This window comes from Amycolatopsis sp. NBC_00438 (assembly GCF_036026695.1).
Taxonomy (GTDB): Bacteria; Actinomycetota; Actinomycetes; order Mycobacteriales; family Pseudonocardiaceae; genus Amycolatopsis.
Genome location: NZ_CP107923.1, coordinates 2,108,322 through 2,131,880, shown reverse-complemented (window position 1 = coordinate 2,131,880; position 23,559 = coordinate 2,108,322). Strand labels below are relative to the sequence as shown.

The following is a 23,559-nucleotide window of genomic DNA, read 5'->3' as shown; positions in this document are numbered from 1 at the left end:
GACCGGGCAAAGGGGCTCCTTAGCCGGGCCCGCGACGCTCGGCCGACGCCACCCTGGACCGTCGACGAGAAGGGCCAGCCGACACCAATGACCAGCGACGCGAGCACCGAGGCCGAAGCCATCGCGATCATCGGGATGGCCTGCCGCTTCCCGCAGGCGCCCGACCCGGGCTCGTACTGGCGGTTGCTCGTCGAGGGCACCAGCGCGATCACCGAGACCCCGCCCGAGCGGTGGGACGCCGAAGCGCTCTACGACGGCGACGTCTCCGCGCCCGGCAAGGTGACCTCCCGGTACGGCGGCTACCTCGGCTTCGAGCACGTCCGCGGGTTCGACGCGGACTTCTTCGGGATTTCGCCCCGCGAGGCGAAGGCCATGGACCCGCAGCAGCGGCTCATGCTGGAGCTGTGCTGGGAAGCCCTCGAGGACGCCGGCGTCGCGAACCTGCGCGGCAGCCGCACCGGGGTGTACGTCGGCGCCATCTGGGACGACTACGCGACGCTGCTGCACCGCGGCGGGCTCGAAGCCATCACCCGGCACACCATCACCGGCGTGCACCGCAGCATCATCGCCAACCGGGTGTCCTACACCCTCGGGCTGACCGGCCCCAGCCTCGCGGTGGACACCGCGCAGTCGTCGTCGCTCGTCGCGGTGCACCTCGCGTGCGAAAGCCTGCGGCGCGGCGAATCCACGACGGCGCTGGCCGGCGGCGTCAACCTCAACCTCGTGCCGGAAAGCGCCGTCACCTCCGGGAAGCTCGGCGGCTTCTCCCCCGACGGCCGCTGCTACACCTTCGACGCGCGCGCCAACGGCTACGTCCGCGGCGAGGGCGGCGGGGTGGTCGTGCTCAAGCCGCTGCGCCAGGCCGTGGCCGACGGCGACCCGGTCTACTGCGTGATCCGCGGCAGCGCGGTGAACAACGACGGCGACACCGGCCCCGGCCTCACCTCCCCGAGCGTGCGTGCCCAGGAAGCCGTGCTGCGGCTGGCTTACCGGCACGCCGGGGTCGACGTCGCGGACGTGCGGTACGTCGAGCTGCACGGTACCGGCACCCGGGCGGGTGACCCGGTCGAGGCGGCGGCGCTCGGCGCCGTGCTCGGCCGGGACCGCACCGCGCCGCTGCTGGTGGGTTCGGTCAAGACCAACATCGGGCACCTTGAGGGCGCGGCGGGCATCGCCGGGCTGCTGAAGACGGCGCTGGCGGTGAAGCACCGCAGGCTGCCGGCAAGCCTCAACTTCGCGACCCCGAACCCGGACATCCCCCTCGACGAGCTGGCGCTGCGGGTGCACGACCGCCTCGGCCCGTGGCCGGGCGACGACCACCCGTTGCTGGCGGGGGTGTCGTCGTTCGGCATGGGTGGCACGAACTGCCACGTCGTGGTCGAAGAGGCACCGCCGAGGGACGCGCTTCCGGGGTCGGTGTCGGGGTCGGGTGTGGTGTTGTGGTCGGTGTCGGCGGGTTCGGGTGGGGGGTTGCGGGAGCTGGCCGGGCGGGTGGCCGGTGCGGTGGAGGATGCGGACGCGGGTGCGGTGGCGTGGTCGTTGGGGATGACCCGGGCGGCGTTGCCGCATCGGGCGGTGGTGATCGGTGACGGTGCTGGTGACGGGTTTGCGTTGCGGGAGGGTCTGCGGGCGGTGGCGCAGGGCCGGGTGGCGGCGAATGTGGTCACCGCGACGGTGCCGGCCGGTGGTGCGGTGCTGGGGTTCATGTTCAGTGGTCAGGGTTCGCAGTATCCCGGTATGAGTGCCGGGTTGTACGAGTCGGAGCCGGTGTTCGCGGCGGCGTTCGACGAGGCGTGTGCGGTGCTGGATCCGTTGCTGGAACGGCCGGTGCGGGAGGTGCTCGGTGATCGGGTTCTGCTGGATCGGACGGCGGGGACGCAGGCGGCGTTGTTCGCGGTGGAAGTGGCGTTGTTCCGGTTGGTCACCCATTGCGGTGTGGTTCCGGATTATCTGATCGGGCATTCGGTCGGGGAGATCGCCGCGGCGTATCTGGGTGGGGTGTTCGATCTGGGTGACGCGTGCCGGCTGGTGGCGGCGCGGGGCCGGTTGATGCAGGCGCTTCCGGCTGGTGGTGCGATGTTCGCGCTCGAGGCCGGTGAGGAGGAGCTGGTGTTGCCGGCGGGGGTGTCGGTGGCGGCGGTCAACGCTCCCGGTTCGGTGGTGATCTCGGGTCCGGAGGCGGCGGTGGCGGAGGTCGCGGCCGGGTTCCCGGGCCGGCGGACCAAGCGGCTGGTGGTGTCGCATGCGTTTCATTCGCCGTTGATGGAGCCGATGCTGGCCCGGTTCCGGGAAGTCGCCGACACGGTCACGTATCGGTCGCCGACGATTCCGGTGGTGTCGAACGTGACCGGTGATCTGTCGGGGGTGTTGTCGGATCCGGGTTACTGGGTGGAGCATGTGCGGGCCACGGTCCGGTTCGCTGATGGTCTGAGGTGTTTGCGCGAGCGCGGTGTCACGGTGTTGTTGGAGCTGGGTCCGGCGGCGACGTTGACCGCGTTGGCCGGGGATGTTCCCGCGGTTGCGGTCCTGAGCCCCGACAAACCCGACACGTTCACGGCGGCGTTGGCGACGGTGCACGCCCACGGCGTCCCCCTGGACTGGGACACCCTGCACCCCGACCACCACCGCGTCGCGCTCCCCACCTACCCCTTCCAGCGAAAGCCGTACTGGCTCGACAGCGTGGCCGCCGCACCGGTGACGGCGGCGCCGCTGCCGGTCGAGGAGCCCGCGGCTCCCGAGAATTCCCTGACCGGCCGGCTCGTCGGGATGCCGGAAGCGGCCCGGGAAGACGTGCTGCTCGACATCGTGCGCACCAGTGTCGCGATCGTCCTCGGGCACGCTTCGCCGGACACCGTCGCGGCCGACCGGACGTTCAAGGAGCTGGGCTTCGACTCGCTCAGCGCGGTGGAGCTGCGCAACCGGCTGCACGGCGCCACCGGGCTGTGGCTGGCCCCCACGCTGATCTTCAACTTCCCGACCCCCCGGCTGCTCGTCGGCCACCTCCTCGCCGAACTGGCCGGCGATGGCGGCCTGCCGGGCGCCCCGGCCCCGGCGGCGGCCGCGCCGGACGAGCCGATCGCGATCGTCGCCATGGCCTGCCGCTACCCCGGTGGCGTGTCCTCCCCGGAAGACCTGTGGCGGCTGGCCGCCGACGGTGTGGACGCCATCTCGCCGTTCCCGGCCAACCGCGGCTGGGACCTCGCCGGCCTGTACGACCCCGACCCGGACCACCCGGGCACGTCCTACGCCCGCCAGGGCGGTTTCCTCCACGACGCCGACGCGTTCGACCCGGCGTTCTTCGGGATGTCACCGCGCGAAGCCGCCGCGACCGACCCCCAGCAGCGGCTGCTGCTGGAGACGGCCTGGGAAGCGTTCGAACGGGCCGGGATCGACCCGGATTCGGTGCGCGGCACGGCCACCGGTGTCTTCGTCGGCGCGATGCCCCAGGACTACGGGCCCCGGCTGCACGAGCCGACCGCCGACCTCGGCGGCTACCTGCTGACGGGCAGCACGACGAGCGTCGCGTCCGGCCGGGTCGCCTACACCTTCGGGTTCGAAGGCCCCGCCGTCACCGTCGACACGGCGTGCTCGTCCTCGCTGGTGGCGCTGCACCTGGCCGCCCAGGCGCTGCGCACCGGCGAATGCAGCCTGGCCCTGGCGGGCGGGGTCACGGTCATGGCGACGCCGGGGATGTTCGTCGAGTTCAGCCGGCTGCGAGGGCTGTCCCCGGACGGCCGGTGCAAGCCGTTCGCGGCCGCCGCCGACGGCACCGGCTGGGCTGAGGGCGTCGGCCTGCTGCTGGTCGAGCGACTGTCGGACGCCCAACGCAACGGTCACCAGATCCTCGCCGTCATCCGCGGCAGCGCCGTCAACCAGGACGGTGCGTCCAATGGTCTCACCGCCCCCAACGGCCCGTCCCAGGAGCGGGTGATCCGCCAGGCCCTCGCCAACGCCCGGCTTTCGCCCGCCGACGTCGACGTGGTGGAGGCCCACGGCACCGGCACCACCTTGGGTGACCCCATCGAAGCCCAGGCGTTGCTCGCGACGTACGGCCAGGACCGCGACCGTCCACTGTGGCTCGGATCGGTGAAGTCCAACATCGGGCACACTCAGGCTGCCGCTGGAGTCGCGGGGATCATCAAGATGGTCGAAGCCATGCGCCACGGCCAGTTGCCGCAGACGTTGCATGTGGACGAACCGTCGTCCCATGTGGACTGGACATCCGGTGCCGTCGAACTGCTGACCGAGACGCAGCCGTGGGATGTCGACCGACCGCGCCGGGCCGGGGTGTCGTCCTTCGGGGTCAGCGGCACCAACGCGCACGTAATCATCGAGCAACCGCCGCTCGTGGAGGAGCCCGAGCCGTCCCCTCCAGTCGACGTGGTGCCGTGGGTACTGTCGGCCAAGACCGCCGACGCGCTCCTCGCCCAGGCACAGCAGCTACGCGAGACCACTGACCTCGACCTCGTGGATGTCGGCCGCTCTTTGATCGGCCGGGCGCGGTTCGACCACCGGGCCGTGGTGCTCGGCCGGAGCACCGACGATTTGTCCGACGGTCTCACCGCGCTGGCCACCGGCATGCCCGCACCCCAGGTGGTACAGGGCAGCGTGGTCGCTGGCAAGACGGTGTTCGTATTCCCCGGGCAGGGTTCGCAATGGACCGGGATGGCCGTCGAACTGATGGACACCAGCCCGGTGTTCGCCGACCAGATCCAGGCCTGCGCGGACGCTCTCACGCCCTACACCGACTGGTCGTTGACCGACGTCCTACGGGGTACCGAAGGTGCGCCTGGGTTCGACCGGGTCGACGTAGTCCAACCCGCACTCTGGGCCGTCATGATCAGCCTCGCCACCCTCTGGCAATCCCTCGGCGTCACACCCGACGCGGTAGTCGGGCACTCCCAGGGTGAAATCGCCGCCGCCTACATCGCCGGAGCCCTCACGTTGGAGGACTCGGCGAAGGTCGTCGCGCTGCGAAGCAAGGCGATCCGGGCCATGGGCGGCAACGGCGGCATGGCCTCCATCGCCGCCCCCGCCGACAGCCTCACCCTGCCCGAGGGCGTCGAGATCGCCGCGATCAACGGCCCCACCACCACCGTCATCTCCGGCGACCGCGACGCCCTCCAAAAGCTGGTCGACACCTCCAAGACCAACGGGATCCGGGCGCGGATGGTCCCGGTCGACTACGCGTCACACTCGGCGCACATCGACAGCCTTCACGACGAACTCCTCGCCGTACTCGACGGCATTGCACCGAGAACATCGGAAATCGCGTTCTACTCCACGGTCGAAGCCGCCCCCATCGACACCGCCGCACTCGACGCCGGATACTGGTTCCGCAACCTCCGCCAGACCGTCCTCTTCGGACAGACCACAGGGAAGCTCGCCGAAGACGGGCACGCACTGTTCGTCGAGGTAAGCGCCCATCCCGTACTCACCATGGGCATCGAGCACGGCACGGCCATCGGCTCACTGCGCCGTGACGACGGCTCCTGGCTGCGGATGCTGACCTCTGCCGCGGAGGCTTACGTCCAGGGTGCTCCGGTGCGCTGGGACGCCCTTCTCCACGGTGGGCGGCACGTCGATCTGCCCACCTACCCGTTCCAACGTCAGCCGTACTGGCTCGCCCCGGCCACCAGCACCGATGCCGGGCGGCTGGGTCAGACCACCACCGACCACCCGCTGCTGGCGTCGATCGTCGAACTCGCCGACAGCGACGGCCTCGTCGCCACCGGTACCCTCTCCCTCACCAGCCACCCCTGGCTCGCCGACCACGCCGTCGAGGGCACCGTCCTGCTGCCCGGCACCGCCTTCGTCGAACTGGCCGTCCACGCCGGCGACCACCTCGGCTGCGGCCACCTCGACGAACTCACCCTGGCCGCCCCCCTCACCCTGACCCGTGACCACGCCGTGCACCTCCAGGTCACCGTGGGGGCCGGCGACGAGCACGGGCACCGGCCGGTCGCCGTCCACGCCCGCGGCCAGGACGCGGCCTGGACCCAGCACGCCACCGGCGTCCTCACCCCGGACACGCCACGGCCCGAGCGGGCGCCGGTGACCTGGCCGCCCGCCGGGGCGGTAGCGCTGGACGTCGACTACGGGCGGCTGCACGACCTCGGCTACCACTACGGTCCCGTGTTCCGCGGCCTCACCGCGGCCTGGCGCCACGACGGCGGGATCTACGGCCGCGTCGAACTGCCCGGCGGCGCCGACGTCGCCGGTTTCGGTCTCCACCCCGCTCTGCTCGACGCCACACTCCACGCGCTCCTGCTCGCCACCGGGCAGGACGACGTCCGGCTGCCGTTCTCGTGGTCCGGCGTCACCCTGCACGCCACCGGCGCCACCGAACTTCTGGTCCACATCGGACTGTCCGACCAGGACGAAGCGACGCTGTCGATCGTCGACGCCGCCGGTGCGCCGGTGGCCGACGTCGAGCACCTGGCGCTGCGGCCGGTGTCGCGTGACCAGCTGAGCGCCGCCGGCGCCGACTCCCTGTTCCACGTGCGGTGGCAGCGGATCGAGCTGCCCGAAGAGCCGGACACCGGCACGTCCACCGTCGTCCTCGGCGCGGAGACCGGCGGCACCGTCGCCGCCGCGCACGCGACGACGCTGAGCACGCTGCGCCGGCTCCAGGACCTGCTGGCCGGCGAAAGCGCCGCGGACGAGCGGATCGCGCTCGTCACCCGCAACGCCGTCCCGGTGTCCGGCACCGACCCGGTGGACCTCGCCGCGGCCCCGGTGTGGGGCCTGGTCCGCACGGCGCAGACCGAGTACCCGGACCGGATCGTGCTCGTCGACACCGACGACGACCCGGCTTCGGTCCGCGCCGTCCCGGCCGCCGTCGCCACCGGTGAACCGCAGCTCGCGCTGCGCGGCGGGGTCGCGCACGTCCCGCGGCTCGTCCCGGCCACCCGGTCCGGGCCGGGCACCGCGGGGTGGCGCACCGACGGGACCGTGCTGATCACCGGGGGCACCGGCACCCTCGGCCGCCTCACCGCCCGCCACCTCGTCACCCGGCACGGGGTCCGGCACCTGCTGCTGACCAGCCGCCGCGGTCTCGACGCCCCCGGTGCCGCCGCCCTCCGGGACGAGCTGACCGAGCTGGGCGCCCAGGTACGCGTCGTCGCCTGCGACGTCGCCGACCGCGACGACCTCGCCGCCGTTCTCGAGAGCGTCGAACCCGCGCTCACCGCCGTGATCCACACCGCCGGTGTGCTCGACGACGCCACCCTGCGGTCGCTCACCCCGGAGCAGGTGGAAACCGTGCTGCGGCCCAAGGTGGACGCCGCCTGGAACCTGCACGAACTCACCGGCGACCTCGACGCGTTCGTGCTGTTCTCCTCGGTGATCGGTACGGTGGGCGGCGCGGGGCAGGCGAACTACGCGGCCGCCAATACCTTCCTCGACGCCCTCGCCCACCACCGCCACACCCGGGGCCTGCCCGCCGTCTCCCTCGCCTGGGGCCTGTGGGCCGACGCCACCGGCATGACGGGCCACCTCGCCGACGCCGACCGCGCCCGCATGCGGCGTACCGGCATGACCGCCCTGCCGGCCGGCACCGGCATGGCCCTCCTCGATGCCGCCCGGGCCGGGGGCGAGGCACTCGTCGTGCCCGTCGACCTCGACCGGGCCGTGCTGCGCGACCGCGCCGGGCAGGGCGACTTGCCGCCGGTGCTGCGTGGCCTGGTCCGGGCGCGGACCCGGCGGCAGGCCGGCGCGGTGGGCGGCACCGGGTCGCCGTGGGTCCGCCGCCTCGCCGGCCTGCCGGCGGAAGAGCGGCGCGCGGTGGCCGAGGAGCTGGTGCGGGTCACCATCGCGGCCGTGCTCGGGCACGCGGATCCCGCCGCGGCCGGCGGCGACCGGGCGTTCCAGGAGCTGGGGTTCGATTCGCTGACCGCCGTGGAGTTCCGCAACCGGCTCGGCGCGGCGACCGGGCTCCGGCTGTCCCCGACGCTGATCTTCAACCACCCGACACCTCCCCGGCTCGTCGACCACCTGCTCGCCGAGGCGGCCGGGGTCCGCGCTCCGGTGGCGGCCGCCACCGCGACGGCCGCGTCGGACGAGCCGATCGCGATCGTCGCCATGGCCTGCCGCTACCCGGGCGGGGTGGCGTCCCCGGACGACCTGTGGCGGCTGGTCGCCGGGGAGACCGACGCGATCTCCGCCTTCCCGGACGACCGCGGCTGGGACCTGGCCGCGCTCTACGACCCGGACCCGGCCCATCCGGGTACCGCCTACACGCGCCAAGGCGGTTTCCTGCACGACGCCGCTGCTTTCGACCCGGGGTTCTTCGGGATCAGCCCGCGCGAGGCCACCGCGACCGACCCGCAGCAGCGGTTGCTGCTGGAGACGGCGTGGGAGGCGTTCGAGCGCGCCGGGCTCGACCCGGAGGCGCTGCGCGGCAGCCGGACCGGCGTGTTCACCGGCGTGATGTACGACGACTACGCCACCCGGCTGCGCCGCTCCCCCGCCGAGTTCGAGGGCCAGCTGCTCACGGGCAGCACGTCCAGCGTGGCGTCCGGCCGCGTCGCCTACACCTTCGGCCTGGAGGGGCCCGCCGTCACCGTGGACACGGCGTGTTCGTCGTCGCTGGTGGCGCTGCACCTGGCCGCGCAGGCGCTGCGCACCGGCGAATGCACGCTGGCCCTGGCCGGCGGCGTCACGGTGATGGCCACGCCCGGCACGTTCGTCGAGTTCAGCCGCCAGCGGGGGCTGTCCGCCGACGGTCGCTGCAAGCCCTTCGCCGACGCAGCCGACGGCACCGGCTGGGGCGAAGGCGCCGGCCTGCTCTTGGTCGAACGCCTCTACGACGCCCAACGCAACGGACACCGGATCCTCGCCGTCATCCGCGGCAGCGCCGTCAACCAAGACGGTGCCTCCAACGGCCTCACCGCACCCAACGGCCCGTCTCAAGAGCGGGTGATCCGCCAGGCCCTCGCCAACGCCCGGCTTTCTCCCGCCGACGTCGATGTCGTGGAGGCCCACGGCACCGGCACGACCTTGGGTGATCCCATCGAAGCCCAAGCCCTGCTTGCGACCTATGGTCAGGACCGGGACCGTCCACTGTGGCTCGGATCGGTGAAGTCCAACATCGGGCACACTCAGGCTGCTGCCGGTGTCGCCGGAGTCATCAAGATGGTCGAGGCGATGCGACACGAGCAGTTGCCGCGGACGTTGCATGTGGACCGACCTTCGTCCCATGTGGACTGGACATCCGGGTCCGTCGAACTGCTGACCGAGGCGCAGCCATGGGACAGCTCGGTGCGGCCGCGGCGGGCGGCGGTGTCGGCGTTCGGGGTCAGCGGGACCAACGCGCACGTCATCTTGGAACAGCCTCCGTCCGCCCCGGAATCCGAACGGGTACGCCCGGCCGGGGTGGTGCCGTGGGTGGTGTCGGCGAAAACCTTCGAGGCCGTGGCTGCCCAGGCGGAACGGCTGCGGCCGGCGGCCGGGGAGCTGGAGCCGGTGGACGTGGGCTGGTCACTGGCGTCTCGCGCCGGTTTCGAGCAGCGGGCGGTGGTGCTCGGCCGCGACGCCGACGAACTCCGCGACGGACTCTCCGCCCTCGCCACCGGCATGCCCGTACCCCAGGTGGTACAGGGCGGTGTGGTCCCGGGCAAGACGGTGTTCGTGTTCCCTGGGCAGGGTTCGCAATGGGCCGGGATGGCCGCCGAACTGATGGACAGCAGTCCCGTGTTCGCCGAGCAGATTCAAGCTTGCGCGGATGCCCTCGCCCCGTACATCGACTGGTCGTTGACCGACGTCCTGCGCGGCGTCGACGAAGCTCCCGGGTTCGACCGGGTCGACGTGGTCCAACCCGCTCTGTGGACCGTCATGATCAGCCTGGCCACTCTCTGGCGATCTCTCGGAGTCATCCCCGACGCGGTGGTGGGTCATTCGCAGGGTGAGATCGCCGCGGCCTACATTGCGGGAGCGTTGTCGCTGGAGGACTCGGCGAAGGTTGTCGCGTTGCGGAGCAAGGCGATCAGGGCCATGGGTGGCAACGGCGGCATGGCTTCCATCGCCGCGCCTGCCGACAGTCTGGAACTGCCCGACGGTGTCGAGATCGCCGCGATCAACGGACCCACCGCCACCGTCATCTCCGGCGACCGCGACGCCCTGCAGAACCTGGTCGACGCCTCCGAGGCCAAGGGAACCCGGGCTCGGATGGTCCCGGTCGACTACGCCTCACATTCGGCGCACATCGACAGCCTCCACGACGAACTTCTCGAACTCCTCACCGGAATAGAGCCGAAAACTTCAGGGATCACGTTTTACTCGACAGTGGAGGGCGCGCCGATCGACACCGCAGCACTCGACGCCGGATACTGGTTCCGCAACCTCCGCCAGGCTGTCCTTTTCGGACAGACAGTCGAGAAGCTGGCCGAAGAGGGACATTCGCTGTTCATCGAGGTGAGCGCGCATCCGGTCCTGACCATGGGTATCGAGCACGGCACCGCCATCGGCACTCTCCGCCGTGATGACGGTTCCTGGCTGCGCATGCTGACCTCCGCCGCGGAGGCATACGTCCACGGCGCGCCGGTGCGCTGGGAGGACGTCCTCGACGGCGGGCAGCACGTCGACCTGCCCACCTATCCGTTCCAGCGCCGGAAGTACTGGCTCGACGACCCGGCGTTCGCCGACGATCCGGCCGGGCTCGGCCTGATCGCCACCGGGCACCCGCTGGTGCCCGCCGGGGTGGAGCTGGCCGACGGGGAGGGCGCGCTGTACACCGGCAAGTTGTCCCTGGCCACGCATCCGTGGCTCGCCGACCACGCCGTGGGCGACACCGTGCTGCTGCCCGGCACCGCGTTCGTGGACCTGGCCATCCGGGCCGGCGACGGCATGGGATGCGGCCACCTCGACGAACTCACGATCGAGCGGCCGCTCGTGCTCACCGGGCAGAGCGAGGTGCGGATCCAGGTCCGCGTCGGCGCCGGCACCGAGCACGGCCACCGGCCGGTCGAAATCCACGCGCGGCCCGGTGCCGACGACGCGAGCTGGACCCGGCACGCCACCGGCGTCCTCACGCCGGACGGCCCCGTTCCGGACCCGGGCGTCACCCGGCCGCCCGCCGGAGCCACGCCGATCGACGTCGGCTACGAACGCCTGCACGACGCCGGCTACGCCTACGGCCCGCGCTTCCAGGGGCTCACCGCGGCCTGGCGCCACGGCGACGACCGCTACGCCCGGGTCGAGCTTCCCGGCGGCACCGACGTCACCGGGTTCGGCATCCACCCGGCCCTGCTGGACGCGGCGCTGCACGCCATGCTGCTCGCGTCGGAGGCGGACGGCGTCCGGTTGCCGTTCTCCTGGACCGGCGTCACGCTGCACGCCACCGACGCCACCGAACTGCACGTCCGGCTGACCGTCGGCGGCGAAGACCGCGTTTCGCTCGTCGCGACGGACGGCGCGGGCACCCCGGTGATCACGGTGGCGTCCCTGATCACCCGGCCGGTCGCCGCCGAGCAGCTCGCTCCGGCGACCGCGGGCTTGCTGTTCCGGGTGGAGTGGATCCCCGCCACCCCCGGCCACCACACCACCGACTACACAACCCTGCACATCGAACCCAGCCACCACAGCCCCACCACCCTCACCCACGACACCCTCCACCACCTCCAACACCACCTCACCCACAACGACACCTCCCTCCTCGTCACCACCCGCAACGCCATCGCCGCCCAACCCCACGCCCCCCTCGACCTCACCGCAGCACCGGTCTGGGGCCTCATCCGCAGCGCCCAGAGTGAACACCCCGACCGGATCATCCTCATCGACCTCGACGACAACCCCGCCTCAACCCGAGCGATCCCGGCCGCCGTCGCCACCGGCGAACCCCAACTCGCCATCCGCGACGGCCACATCTACACACCCCGACTCACCCCCACCACCGCCCAACCGGCTGCCTTCAACCCCGACGGGACCGTCCTCATCACCGGCGGCACCGGCACCCTCGCCACCACCATCGCCCGCCACCTCACCACCCACCACAACATCCGGCACCTGGTACTGACCAGCCGACGCGGCCCCGAGGCCCCCGGCGCCCCCGAACTGCGGGACGAACTCACCGCACTCGGGGCTCACGTCGACATCGTCGCCTGCGACGCCGCCGACCGCGACGACCTCACCACCCTCCTCAACAGGATCGAACCCCCGCTCACGGCTGTCATCCACGCCGCCGGCGTCCTCGACGACGCCACCCTGGAAAACCTCACACCACAACAACTCGACACCGTCCTACGACCCAAAATCGACGCCGCCCGGAACCTCCACGAACTCACCCACAACCTCGACGCGTTCGTCCTGTTCTCCTCCCTCGCCGGCACCCTCGGCACCCCCGGACAAGCCAACTACGCCGCCGCCAACACCTACCTCGACGCCCTCGCCCACCACCGCCACACCCAGGACCTGCCCGCTATCTCCCTCGCCTGGGGACTCTGGCAAGACGCCACCGGCATGACCGGACACCTCGACCACACCGCCCACCGTCGACTCCACCACAACGGCATCAGCCCCATCACCACCGAAGAAGGCCTCACACTCTTCGACACCGCCTGCGGGTCCGGTGAGGCGCTGGTGGTGCCGGCCTGGTTCGACCGCGCGGCTCTGCGGGCACAGGCCGCCGAGGGTGAGATCGCGCCGCTGCTGCGCGGGATCGTCCGCGCGCCGGCCCGGCGCGTCTCCGGCACGACCGGTGCTTCCGCGCTGGCGCAACGGCTTTCGGCACTTCCGGAGTCCGAACAGGACACGGTGCTGCTCGACCTCGTGCTCGGCACCACCGCCGCGGTGCTCGGGCACGCGTCGCCGGCCGCGGTCGACCCGGCCGGCGCGTTCAGCGGGCTGGGGTTCGACTCGCTGACCGCGGTGGAGCTGCGCAACCGGCTGAGCACCGCGACCGGCGTCCGCCTGCCCGCGACGCTCGTGTTCGACCACCCGACTCCCACCGCCCTGGCCCGGCACCTGCGCCACCGGGTCCTCGGCACCGGCCCGGTCGTGCGCGCCGTGACGTCCACGGCGGAAGCGGACGAGCCGGTGGCGATCGTGGGCATGGCCTGCCGGTTCCCCGGCGGCGTGTCCTCCCCCGAGCAGCTGTGGCGGCTGGTCGCCGAAGGCGGTGACGCCATCGGCCCGTTCCCGGCCGACCGCGGCTGGGACCTCGCCGCCCTGTACGACCCGGACCCCGGCCGCATCGGGACCTGCTACACCCGCGAAGGCGGTTTCCTCTACGACGCCAGCGATTTCGACCCGGGCTTCTTCGGGATCTCGCCGCGCGAGGCCGCCGCGACCGACCCGCAGCAGCGGCTGCTGCTGGAGACGGCCTGGGAGACGTTCGAACGAGCCGGGATCGACCCGGGTTCCCTGCGTGGCAGCGACACCGGCGTGTTCGCCGGGGTCATGTACGACGACTACGGCACGCGGTTCGGGCCGGGCCGGATTCCCGAGGACATCGAGTCGTACTACGCGACCAGCAGCGCGGGAAGTGTCGCGTCGGGCCGGCTGGCCTACACCTTCGGGCTCGAAGGCCCCGCCGTCACCGTCGACACGGCGTGCTCCTCCTCGCTGGTGGCACTGCACCTGGCCGCGCAGGCCCTGCGCACCGGCGAATGCTCCCTGGCCCTGGCCGGCGGCGTCACGGTGATGGCCACGCCGAGCACGTTCGTCGGCTTCAGCCGCCAACGCGGCCTGTCCGCCGACGGTCGCTGCAAGCCCTTCGCCGACGCAGCCGACGGCACCGGCTGGGGCGAAGGCGCCGGCCTGCTCCTGGTCGAACGCCTCTCCGACGCCCAGCGCAACGGCCACCAGATCCTCGCCGTCATCCGCGGCAGCGCCGTCAACCAGGACGGCGCCTCCAACGGCCTCACCGCACCGAACGGCCCGTCTCAGGAGCGAGTGATCCGCCAGGCCCTCGCCAACGCCCGGCTTTCGCCCGCCGACGTCGATGTCGTGGAAGCCCACGGCACCGGCACGACCCTGGGTGACCCCATCGAAGCCCAAGCCCTGCTTGCGACCTACGGTCAGGACCGGGACCGTCCACTGTGGCTCGGATCGGTGAAGTCCAACATCGGCCACACCCAAGCCGCCGCCGGCGTCGCCGGAGTCATCAAGATGGTCGAAGCCATGCGACACGGGCAGCTGCCGCGGACGTTGCACGTGGACAAGCCTTCGTCCCATGTGGACTGGGAGTCCGGTGCCGTCGAACTGCTGACCGAGGCACAGCCGTGGGACAGCTCGGAACGGCCGCGCCGGGCCGGGGTGTCGTCGTTCGGGGTGAGCGGCACCAACGCGCACGTCATCATCGAGCAACCGCCAGCCGCGCCGGAGCCCGAGCCGTCCCCTCCGGTCGACGTGGTGCCGTGGCTGCTGTCGGCCAAGACCACCGACGCGCTCCTCGCCCAGGCGCAGCAGCTACGCGAGACCGCCGACCTCGACCCTCTGGACGTCGGCCGGACCCTGGCCGCACGCGCCGGTTTCGAACACCGCGCGGTCGTTCTCGGCCGCGACCGCGACACACTGCTGACCGGAGCCTCCGCCCTCGCCACCGCCACCCCGACGGCGCACGTGGTGCACGGCAGTGTGATCCCGGGCAAGACAGTGTTCGTGTTCCCCGGCCAAGGCTCCCAATGGACCGGAATGGCCGCCGAACTGATGGACACCAGCCCGGTGTTCGCCGACCAGATCCAGGCCTGCGCAGACGCCCTAACCCCACACATCGACTGGTCGTTGACTGACGTCCTACGCGGCACCGAAGGCGCACCCGGGTTCGACCGGGTCGACGTAGTCCAACCCGCACTCTGGGCCGTCATGATCAGCCTCGCCACCCTTTGGCGATCCCTCGGAGTCGTCCCCGACGCGGTGGTCGGGCACTCCCAAGGTGAAATCGCCGCGGCCTACATTGCGGGAGCGCTCACGTTGGAAGACTCGGCGAAGGTCGTCGCACTGCGGAGCAAGGCAATCCGGGCCATGGGTGGCAACGGTGGGATGGCCTCCATCGCCGCGCCCGCCGAGAGTCTGGAATTGCCCGACGGTGTCGAGATCGCCGCGATCAACGGACCCAACGCCACCGTGATCTCCGGTGATCGCGACGCCCTGCAGAAGCTGGTTGACACCTCCGAAACCAAGGGAACCCGCGCTCGGATGGTTCCTGTCGACTACGCCTCACATTCGGCCCACATTGACAGCCTCCACGACGAACTGCTCGACATCCTCACCGGAATAGAGCCACGCACGTCGGAGATCGCGTTTTACTCCACAGTGGAGGGTGCGCCCATCGACACGGCCGCGCTCGACGCGGGGTACTGGTTCCGGAACCTTCGCCAGACTGTCCTTTTCGGACAGATCGCCGAGAGGCTCACCGAGGACGGGCACGCGCTGTTCATCGAAACCAGCGCCCACCCGGTACTCACCATGAGCATCGAACACGGCGCGGCCATCGGCACTCTCCGCCGTGACGACGGTTCCTGGCACCGCATGCTCACCTCCGCCGCCGAAGCCCACGTCCACGGCGCGCCCGTGCGCTGGGAGGACGTCCTCCACGGCGGGCGGCACGTCGATCTGCCCACCTATCCGTTCCAGCACCGGCGTTACTGGCTCGACGCTCCCGCGTCCACCGGGGACCCGGCGCTGCTCGGGCAGGCGGTCACCGAGCACCCCCTGCTGGCCTCGATCGTCGAACTCGCCGACAGCGACGGCCTCATCGCCACCGGCACCCTCTCCCTCACCACCCACCCCTGGCTCGCCGACCACGCAGTGAACGACATGATCCTGCTGCCCGGCACCGCCTTCGTCGAACTGGCCGTCCACGCCGGCGACCACCTCGGCTGCGGCCACCTCGACGAACTCACCATCGAGACGCCGCTCGTCTTCCCGGAGCGGGGCGGTGTCCACCTCCAGATCACCGTCGGAGCCGCGGACGGCACCGGGTTCCGGCCGGTGGCGATCCACTCCCGGCCCGACGAGCCGGCGGGCGCGTGGACCCGTCACGCCGGGGGCCGGCTCACCCCCGACCGGGCCCCGGCGCCGGCCGACGCCCTCCCCTGGCCCCCGGCCGGCACCGAGCCGATCGACACGACGTCGTTCTACGAACGGGCCGGCGAGCGCGGTTACCACTACGGCCCGGTGTTCCAGGGCCTCGTCGCCGCGTGGCGCGACGGCGACGACCTCTACGCCGAGGTCGAGCTTCCGCCAGGCGCCGACGCGGCCGGGTACGGCGTCCACCCCGCCCTCCTGGACGCCGCGTTGCACCCGATCCTGCTGGTCCAGGACGACGACCGGCCGGCACGGCTGCCGTTCACGTGGTCCGGGGTCACCGTGCACGCCACCGGCGCCACGGCACTACGGGTCCACCTCGCCCGGTCGCGGCCGGACACCGCGTCGCTGCTCGCGGTGGACGCCGCGGGCCGTCCGGTGGTGACCGTCGGGTCGTTGCTCACCCGCGAGATCTCCGGGAGCCTCGCGCCCCGGCCGAGCCGGTCGCTGTTCCGGCTCGACTGGACGCCGATCGGCCTCGACGGTCCGGAGACCGGCGGCGGTGGTACCGACGTCCACTTCGTCGAACCGGCGGCCGGGGACGTCGTCACCGGCGCGCACGAGACCGTCCACAATGTACTGTCACACCTCCGGACCTGGCTGGCGACGGCCGGGAACGACCGCCGGTTGGTCGTGGTGACCCGCGGCGCGACGGCCGTCGGCGATGAGGACGTCGATCTCACCGCGGCGCCGGTCTGGGGCCTGGTCCGCACCGCCCAGACCGAACACCCGGACCGGATCGTGCTCGTCGACACCGACGACGACCCCGCGTCGCGACAGGCGATCCCGGCCGCCGTCGCCACCGGCGAACCCCAATTGGCCCTCCGCGGCGGAATCGCGTACCTCCCCCGGTTCGCGGCCGCTCCCCCGCCCGGCGACACCACCCTCGACCCCGGCGGCACCGTGCTCATCACGGGCGGCACCGGCACCCTCGGCGCCCACGTCGCCCGCCACCTCGTCACCCACCACGGGGCCCGCCACCTCACCCTCATCAGCCGGCGCGGACCCGACGGCCCCGACCTGCGGGACGAACTCACCGCGCTGGGCGCCGACGTCGACATCGTCGCCTGCGACGCCGCCGACCGCGACAGCCTCGCCGCCCTCCTGAAGCAGGTCGAGCCCCCGCTCACGGCCGTCATCCACGCCGCCGGCGTCCTCGACGACGCCACCCTGGAAAACCTCACACCACAGCAACTCGACACGGTCCTGCGGCCCAAGATCGACGCCGCCTGGAACCTCCACGAACTCACCGGAAACCTCGACGCGTTCGTCCTGTTCTCCTCCCTCGCGGGCACCATCGGCAACGCCGGGCAAAGCGCCTACGCCGCCGCCAACACCTTCCTCGACGCCCTCGCCCATCACCGCCACCACCACGGACAACCCGCCGTCTCCTTGGCCTGGGGACTCTGGGAAGACGCCACCGGCATGACCGGCGACCTCGACCACACCGCCCACCACCGGCTCCGCCACACCGGCATCACCCCGCTGAGCACCGAAGAAGCACTCACCCTCTTCGACGAGGCCCTGACCCTGGGCTCGCCGCTGCTCCTGCCCGCCGGCCTCGACCGCGCGGTCCTGCGCGAGCGGGCCGCCGAGGGCGGGCTGCCGCCGCTGCTGCGCGGCCTGGTCCGCGCCCCCAAGCCGGCCGCGGCGCGGACCGAGGAGAACGGCCACGCGGGCGGCTTCGCGCGGCAGTTCGCGCAGGCCCCCGAGGCGCAGCGCGAGCGTCTCGTGCTGGACCTGGTCGGCGCCACCGCGGCCGCCGTGCTCGGCCACGCCGGCCAGGCCGCGATCGGGCCGGACCGCGGATTCCTCACCCTCGGTTTCGACTCGCTGACCGCGGTCGAGCTGCGCAACCGCCTCAACGCGGTGACCGGGCTGCACCTGCCGCCGACGCTGCTGTTCGACCACCCGACCCCCGCGGCGCTGGCGGCGTACCTGCGGACCGAACTCGGCCCGGCGTCCCCGGCGGAGTCGCCGCTCGCGCTGCTCGACCGGCTCGAGTCGCTGCTGTCGGCCGTCTCCGGCGAAGCCCGCGACCGGCTGGCCGACCGGCTCCGGAGCCTCACTTCGGAACTGGCCGCCGTCCCGGACCCGGCCGGCACCGAGGAAGCCCTCGACCTCAGCGCGGCCACGGACGACGAGATCTTCGGCCTGATCGACAACGACCTGCAGGACACGTGACCAAACGCCCCGATGTGGCGGTGGGGCGCTAGGGGCGCTTTAGACCGGGCGAGGATCGTGACTCCGGAAGTCCCGTCCGGAGCGTACGCGTGGAGGAGAGCAGTTGACCGAGACAGCGGATTCCGAGTCCGCCCGCTTGCCGATGCGCCGGGAGTGCCCGTTCCGGCCCCCGGCGCCCTACGCCCGGCTCAGCGCGGAAAGCCCGGTTTCGCGGGTGACGCTGCCCAACGGCGACACGGCCTGGGCCATCAGCAGCTACCGGCTCGCGCGCGAGCTCGTGGTCCACCCGGACGTCAGCGCGGACCGGTCACACCCGAACTACCCGACGATGCTGCCGAAGCAGCCGGTGTCGAAAGCGCAGGCCAAAGGGCTGCTGAGCTGGATGGACCCGCCGGAGCACACCACGCACCGGCGGATGGTCGTCAGCGAGTTCACCGTCAAGCGCGTCGCCGCGATGGCCCCGCACATCCGGAAGGTCACCGAGGAGTGCCTCGACCAGCTGCTCGCCGGGCCGTCGCCGGCCGACCTGGTGCGGGGGCTGTCGCTCGCGGTGCCGGCGCGGGTGATCTGCGAGCTGCTCGGCGTGCCCTACGCCGACCGGGACCTGTTCGCCGAACGCACCGAGCTGATCCTCAACCACCACAGCACGGTCGAGCAGCGGATGACCGCGTGGCGCGAGCTGCGGGCCTACCTGGACCAGCTCATCTCCGGCAAGGAAGCCGACCCCGGTGACGACCTGCTGAGCCGGCTGGTGCAGCGCTACCGCGAGGCCGGGATGCTCGACCACGAGCTGCTCATCGGCCTGGCGATGGGCCTGCTCGTCGGCGGCCACGAGACGACGGCCAACATGATTTCGCTGGGCACCGTCTTCTTCCTGAGCCACCCCGAGCACCTGGCCGACTTCGTCGAGCACCCGGAGAACGCCGCCGGCGCGGTGGAGGAGCTGTTGCGCTACTTCAGCATCGCCGACCACTCGGTCAGCCGGGTGACGACGGCGGACATCGAGATCGGCGGGGTGCGGATCCCGGCGGGCGAAGGGGTGATCACCCTCAACGCGGCGGCCAACCACGACGAGGCCGTCTTCCCCGACCCCGGCGAGTTCGACCCGCGCCGGGACTTCCGCCGCCATCTGGCCTTCGGGTACGGCGTCCACCAGTGCATCGGGCAGAGCCTCGCCCGGCTGGAGCTGGAGATCGTGTTCACGACGCTGTTCGCGCGTGTCCCCACGCTGCGCCTGGCGGTGCCGGTGGAGGAGCTGGCGTTCAAGCACGACGCCGCGTTCTACGGTCTCTACGAGGTGCCGGTCACCTGGTGACCCAGGACGCGCGAGAGCCCGGCAGCCGCAGCTGCCGGGCTCTCGTCGTCAGCGTGCCTGGTGCCACGGGCCGTTCAGCAGATCCGAGACCTCCGCGGCCAGGCCCTCGTCCGCGAGCATGGCCGCGTGCTCGACGGCCACCTCGATCTCGCGGCCGACCACGACGTCGCGGCCCGACGAGCGCATGCCGCGCAGGCCGCTGAGCGGCGTGGCCGAGCTGTAGGCCACCGCCGTGCGCCACTGGTCGGCGGGATCGATGCCGGCCGCCGCCGCCAGGTAGCCCAGAAACGACCGGAACAGGTCGAACACCTCTTCACGGCGTTTCTCGTCCAGGCCGAACCGGGTGAACGCCGGCGTGCAGATCGCGCGCGTCAGCCGCAGGAACTCCGTCTTGAGCTGGGCGACGTCCTGGATCTCGTCGTGCAGCCGCTGCCCCTCGGCGCGGGCTTCGGCCAGTTCGGCGTCGGAGATCAGCGGCGGCAGGAAGCCCACGACCTTCTGGAACTGCCACAGCACCGACACCGGCGTGATCAGCTCCGGGTCGAACAGCACCAGCTGCGGCGGCGTTTCCTGCCACCGCCCGATCCGCTCGGCCAGCGCGGCCGCGTAGACCGAGCCCGCGCAGAACCCGAGCACCGCGCGGACCCGCGGGCGCTGCTGCTCCAGCGGCCCCGCCCAGTGGGCGAGGTAGCCGGCGGCGTCGCGGGCCGCTTCCGACGCCCCGTCCGGCGGCACGCTCTCCCGGACGGTGAGGTCGACCTTCAGGTTCGCCACCAGGTCGGCGAAGCGCGCCTCGGGGCGACCGGTGGCGTCGAAGTCGACCGCGAGCACGACCTCGTCCGAATGGTCGCTGGTCGACAGGTCTTTCCAAGCGGCGTTGGGCACTTCAGCTCCTCGGGTCACAGGGTTCGGACGTGTTTGGCCAGGGCCGCCGGGGTCGGCGCGGCGAACAGGTCGGGCAGCTTCACCGAAGCCCGCGTCGTCTCCTCGATCTCCTGGAGCAACCGGGCGCCGAGCAGGGAATTGCCGCCGTTGGTGAAGAAGTTGGTCTCCGCGGCGACGTCGTCGCGGTCCAGCAGCCGCCGGAACAGCTCGATCAGCGACAGCACCAGTTCGTCCGACGGGTCGGCGCCGTCGTCGTCGACGTGCCCGCCCTCACCCGGCCGGGTGGTCAGCGCCCGCTGTTCCAGGGCCGGGTAGTCGACCTTCTCGTTGGCGTTGACCGGCAGGGCGTCCACCACGAAGAAGTCCTGCGGGATGGCCGAGTGCGGCAGCTCGGTGCGGGCGTACTCCCACAGTTCGTCGGCGAGGCCGGCGACATCGGATTCGACGAAGACGACGAGACGGCCGTCGGCGCTGCGGTCACCGACCACCACCGCGGCCGCGGCCCGCACCAGCGGGTGGCCGAGCAGCGCCGCCTCGACCTCGCCGAGCTCGATCCGGTTGCCGCGCAGCTTCACCTGCCGGTCGGCGCGGCCGAACAGCTCCAGGGTGCCGTCGGGCAGCCACCGGCCGAGGTCCCCGCTGCGGTAGCAGCGGCCGTGGACCGGGTGCTCGACGAACTTCGCCGCGGTCAGCTCCGGTGAGCCGTGGTAGCCGAGCGCGACGCCGTCGCCGGCGATCCACAGCTCGCCCCGCACCCCCACCGGCAGCTCACGGCCGTCCGGGGCGACGACCGCGACCCGGGTGTTCGCGATCGGCTTCCCGACGTCCAGCCGTTCGCCGACCTCCTCGATGACGCCCCAGGTGCACCAGGTGGTCGTTTCGGTCGGCCCGTAGGCGTGGTGCACTTCGCAGCCGGTGGCCAGCAGTGCGCGCACGAGCGCCACCGGCACCGGCTCGGCCCCGGTCACGACCTTGCGGCCGGCCAGGCGGTCGGCCACCCGGTCCAGCACCAGCCGCCAGGTCGTCGGCGTGGCCTGGATGATCCGCGGGTCGTGCCGCTCGATCAGCGCGCGCAGCACCGCGCCGTCGGTGCGCGCCTCGTCCGGCGCGACGACGATCCGGCCGCCGGAGTAGAGCGGCACGTAGTGCTCCAGGTTCGCCATGTCGAAGGCGAACGTCGTCATCCACAGCGTGGCGTCGCGCGGGGTGGCCGGCAGCCGCTCGGTGTAGTCGCCGGCGATGTTCGTGATCGCGCGGTGCGGCAGTACGGCGCCCTTCGGGCGTCCGCTCGACCCCGACGTGTAGATCAGGTAGGCCGCCGCGCCCGGGTCGATCCGCGGCGGCTCGACCGGCGGCCCGGCCGGGGCCGCGCCGGTCACCGGCAGCGGGGCGAGGCGGGCCGGCCCGCCGGGCACCGCCAGGTCGTGGCCGGTGAGCACGAGCTTCGCGCCGGAGTCGGCCAGCACGTAGGCCGTGCGCTGCGCCGGGTGCCCGGGGTCCACCGGCACGTAGGCGACGCCGGTGAGCCACAGTCCCAGCACCGCGGCGACGAGCTCCGGGGACCGGGGCACCGCGATCGCCACCGTGTCCCCGGCCGTGACGCCCGCGCCGAGCAGCAGCTCGCGGGTGGCCACCGCGGTGTCCCACACCTGCCGGTAGGTCGTGGTGCGCACGCCCTGCTCGACGGCGACCGCGTCCGGCGCGCGCAGCACGTGGCCGTACACGGCCGCGACGACGCTCTCCGGCTCGTGGGTGCGGGCGGTGTCGTTGGCCGCGTCGATCACGGCGTGGTCCTGCTCGCTCCACACCGGGATGTCGCCGATCGGGCGGTCGGGGTCGGCGCCGCACGCCACGAGCAGCGCGTCGTAGCGCAGCAGCAGCGCTTCGACGTCGGCGCGGTCCAGCTTGCCGGTGGCGTGCCGGGCGATGACCCGCAGTTCGTCCGCGGACGAGGCGAAGCCGAACTCCAGGTCGAACTTGCTGTAGCCGTTCTCGACCACCAGCATCCGCGCGGGCCGCCCGGCGACCGTGGCGCCGGAGCCCAGCGCCAGCTGCGGGAAGTAGTTGAACAGGTGGCGGCACAACCGGTTGCGCCAGGTGGAATCCACCCGCGGCACCAGCTCCGGGTAGCAGTCGACCGGGACGTCGGCGTGCAGCAGTGCGCCGAAGTAGGTGTCCCGGGCCCGCCGGGCCAGCGCCCGGAAACCCTCGCCCGGGTCGAGGGCGAGCCGGATCGGCAGCACGTTGGTGTGGTGGCCCACGGCGTCCGGATCGTCCTTCGGGCGCACGCTCACCGGGGTCCCGACGGCGATGTCGGGTCCGGCGCCGTGCGCGGCGAGCAGTGCGTGGTAGGCCGCGAGCAGAATGACGGCCTCCGGTGCCCGCGCCTCCCGTTGCAGCTCCCGCACCGCCGCGCGCGCTCGCGGCGAGAGGGTGAACGTGACCTGGTCGCCCGCCATGGTGGGCTCGTCGTCGTCCGGGACGCCGCAGGCGAGACCGAGGCCCTTCGGGTCGAAGTCGCCCAGCCGCTGCCGCCAGTAGGCGAGGCTTTCGGGTTTCGGTTCGGGCTCGGCGAAGCCGGGCACCACGGTGTGGAGCTGCGCAGGCGGCGCGTCGTCGGCTTCGAAGCCTTCGTAGGCCGCCACCAGGTCCTCGTAGAGGCGCCGGCCCGAGATGATGTCGTAGATCAGGTGGTGGAAGGCCAGGCACAGCACGTGCCCGCCGGCGTGCTCGAACAGCCCCGCGCGCAGCAGCGGTGCGCCGTCGAGGGCGAACGGGCGCGTGACGAAGGGCCGCAACGCCCGTTCCACGTCCACATCGGACAGTGGCGCCGGGGGAAGTTCCAGCTCGAACCGGAATTCGTCCGGTGGCACCACGCCCTTCAGCAGGTCGGCCCCGGTCGCCACGTACACGGTCCGGAGCACTTCGTACCGGCGGAGCAGGGTGTCGAGGGCGGCCCGCAGCGCGGGGACTTCGAGCCGCCCTTCGACCTGGAACGCCAGCGAAAGGTTGTTGGCGGCGCTGTCCGGCACCAGCCGTTCCAGCAGCCACATGGCCGCCTCTTTACGGGTGGCCGGCGAAAAATCGGGCACGGACTCGGTCTCCGGCCTCACTGCGGACGCCAATGGGTACTCCCCTCGTCAGGGACG

The 23,559-nt window shown here is 72.2% G+C and carries 4 protein-coding genes; 2 read left to right on the top strand and 2 right to left on the bottom strand.

The window, feature by feature from the left end; all coding sequences use genetic code 11:
- The first annotated feature begins 87 nt into the window (after positions 1–87).
- Together OG494_RS10100 and OG494_RS10095 are read left to right on the top strand one after the other, a co-directional pair.
- Entirely contained in the window at positions 88–18,210 is an 18,123-nt protein-coding gene (locus OG494_RS10100; protein WP_328454218.1) for an SDR family NAD(P)-dependent oxidoreductase, read from the top strand.
- A gap of 103 nt (positions 18,211–18,313) precedes the next feature.
- Complete coding sequence (locus OG494_RS10095; protein WP_328454217.1) at positions 18,314–19,525, top strand: cytochrome P450; 1,212 nt, start codon at positions 18,314–18,316, stop codon at positions 19,523–19,525.
- Between the two features lie 48 nt (positions 19,526–19,573).
- On the opposite strand, the gene OG494_RS10090 is transcribed toward OG494_RS10095, so the two are convergent.
- A complete protein-coding gene (locus tag OG494_RS10090; protein ID WP_328454216.1) occupies positions 19,574–20,410 on the bottom strand; it encodes a hypothetical protein in 837 nt (278 codons plus the stop codon).
- A gap of 14 nt (positions 20,411–20,424) precedes the next feature.
- Entirely contained in the window at positions 20,425–23,463 is a 3,039-nt protein-coding gene (locus OG494_RS10085; protein WP_328454215.1) for a non-ribosomal peptide synthetase, read from the bottom strand.
- Positions 23,464–23,559 lie beyond the last annotated feature (96 nt).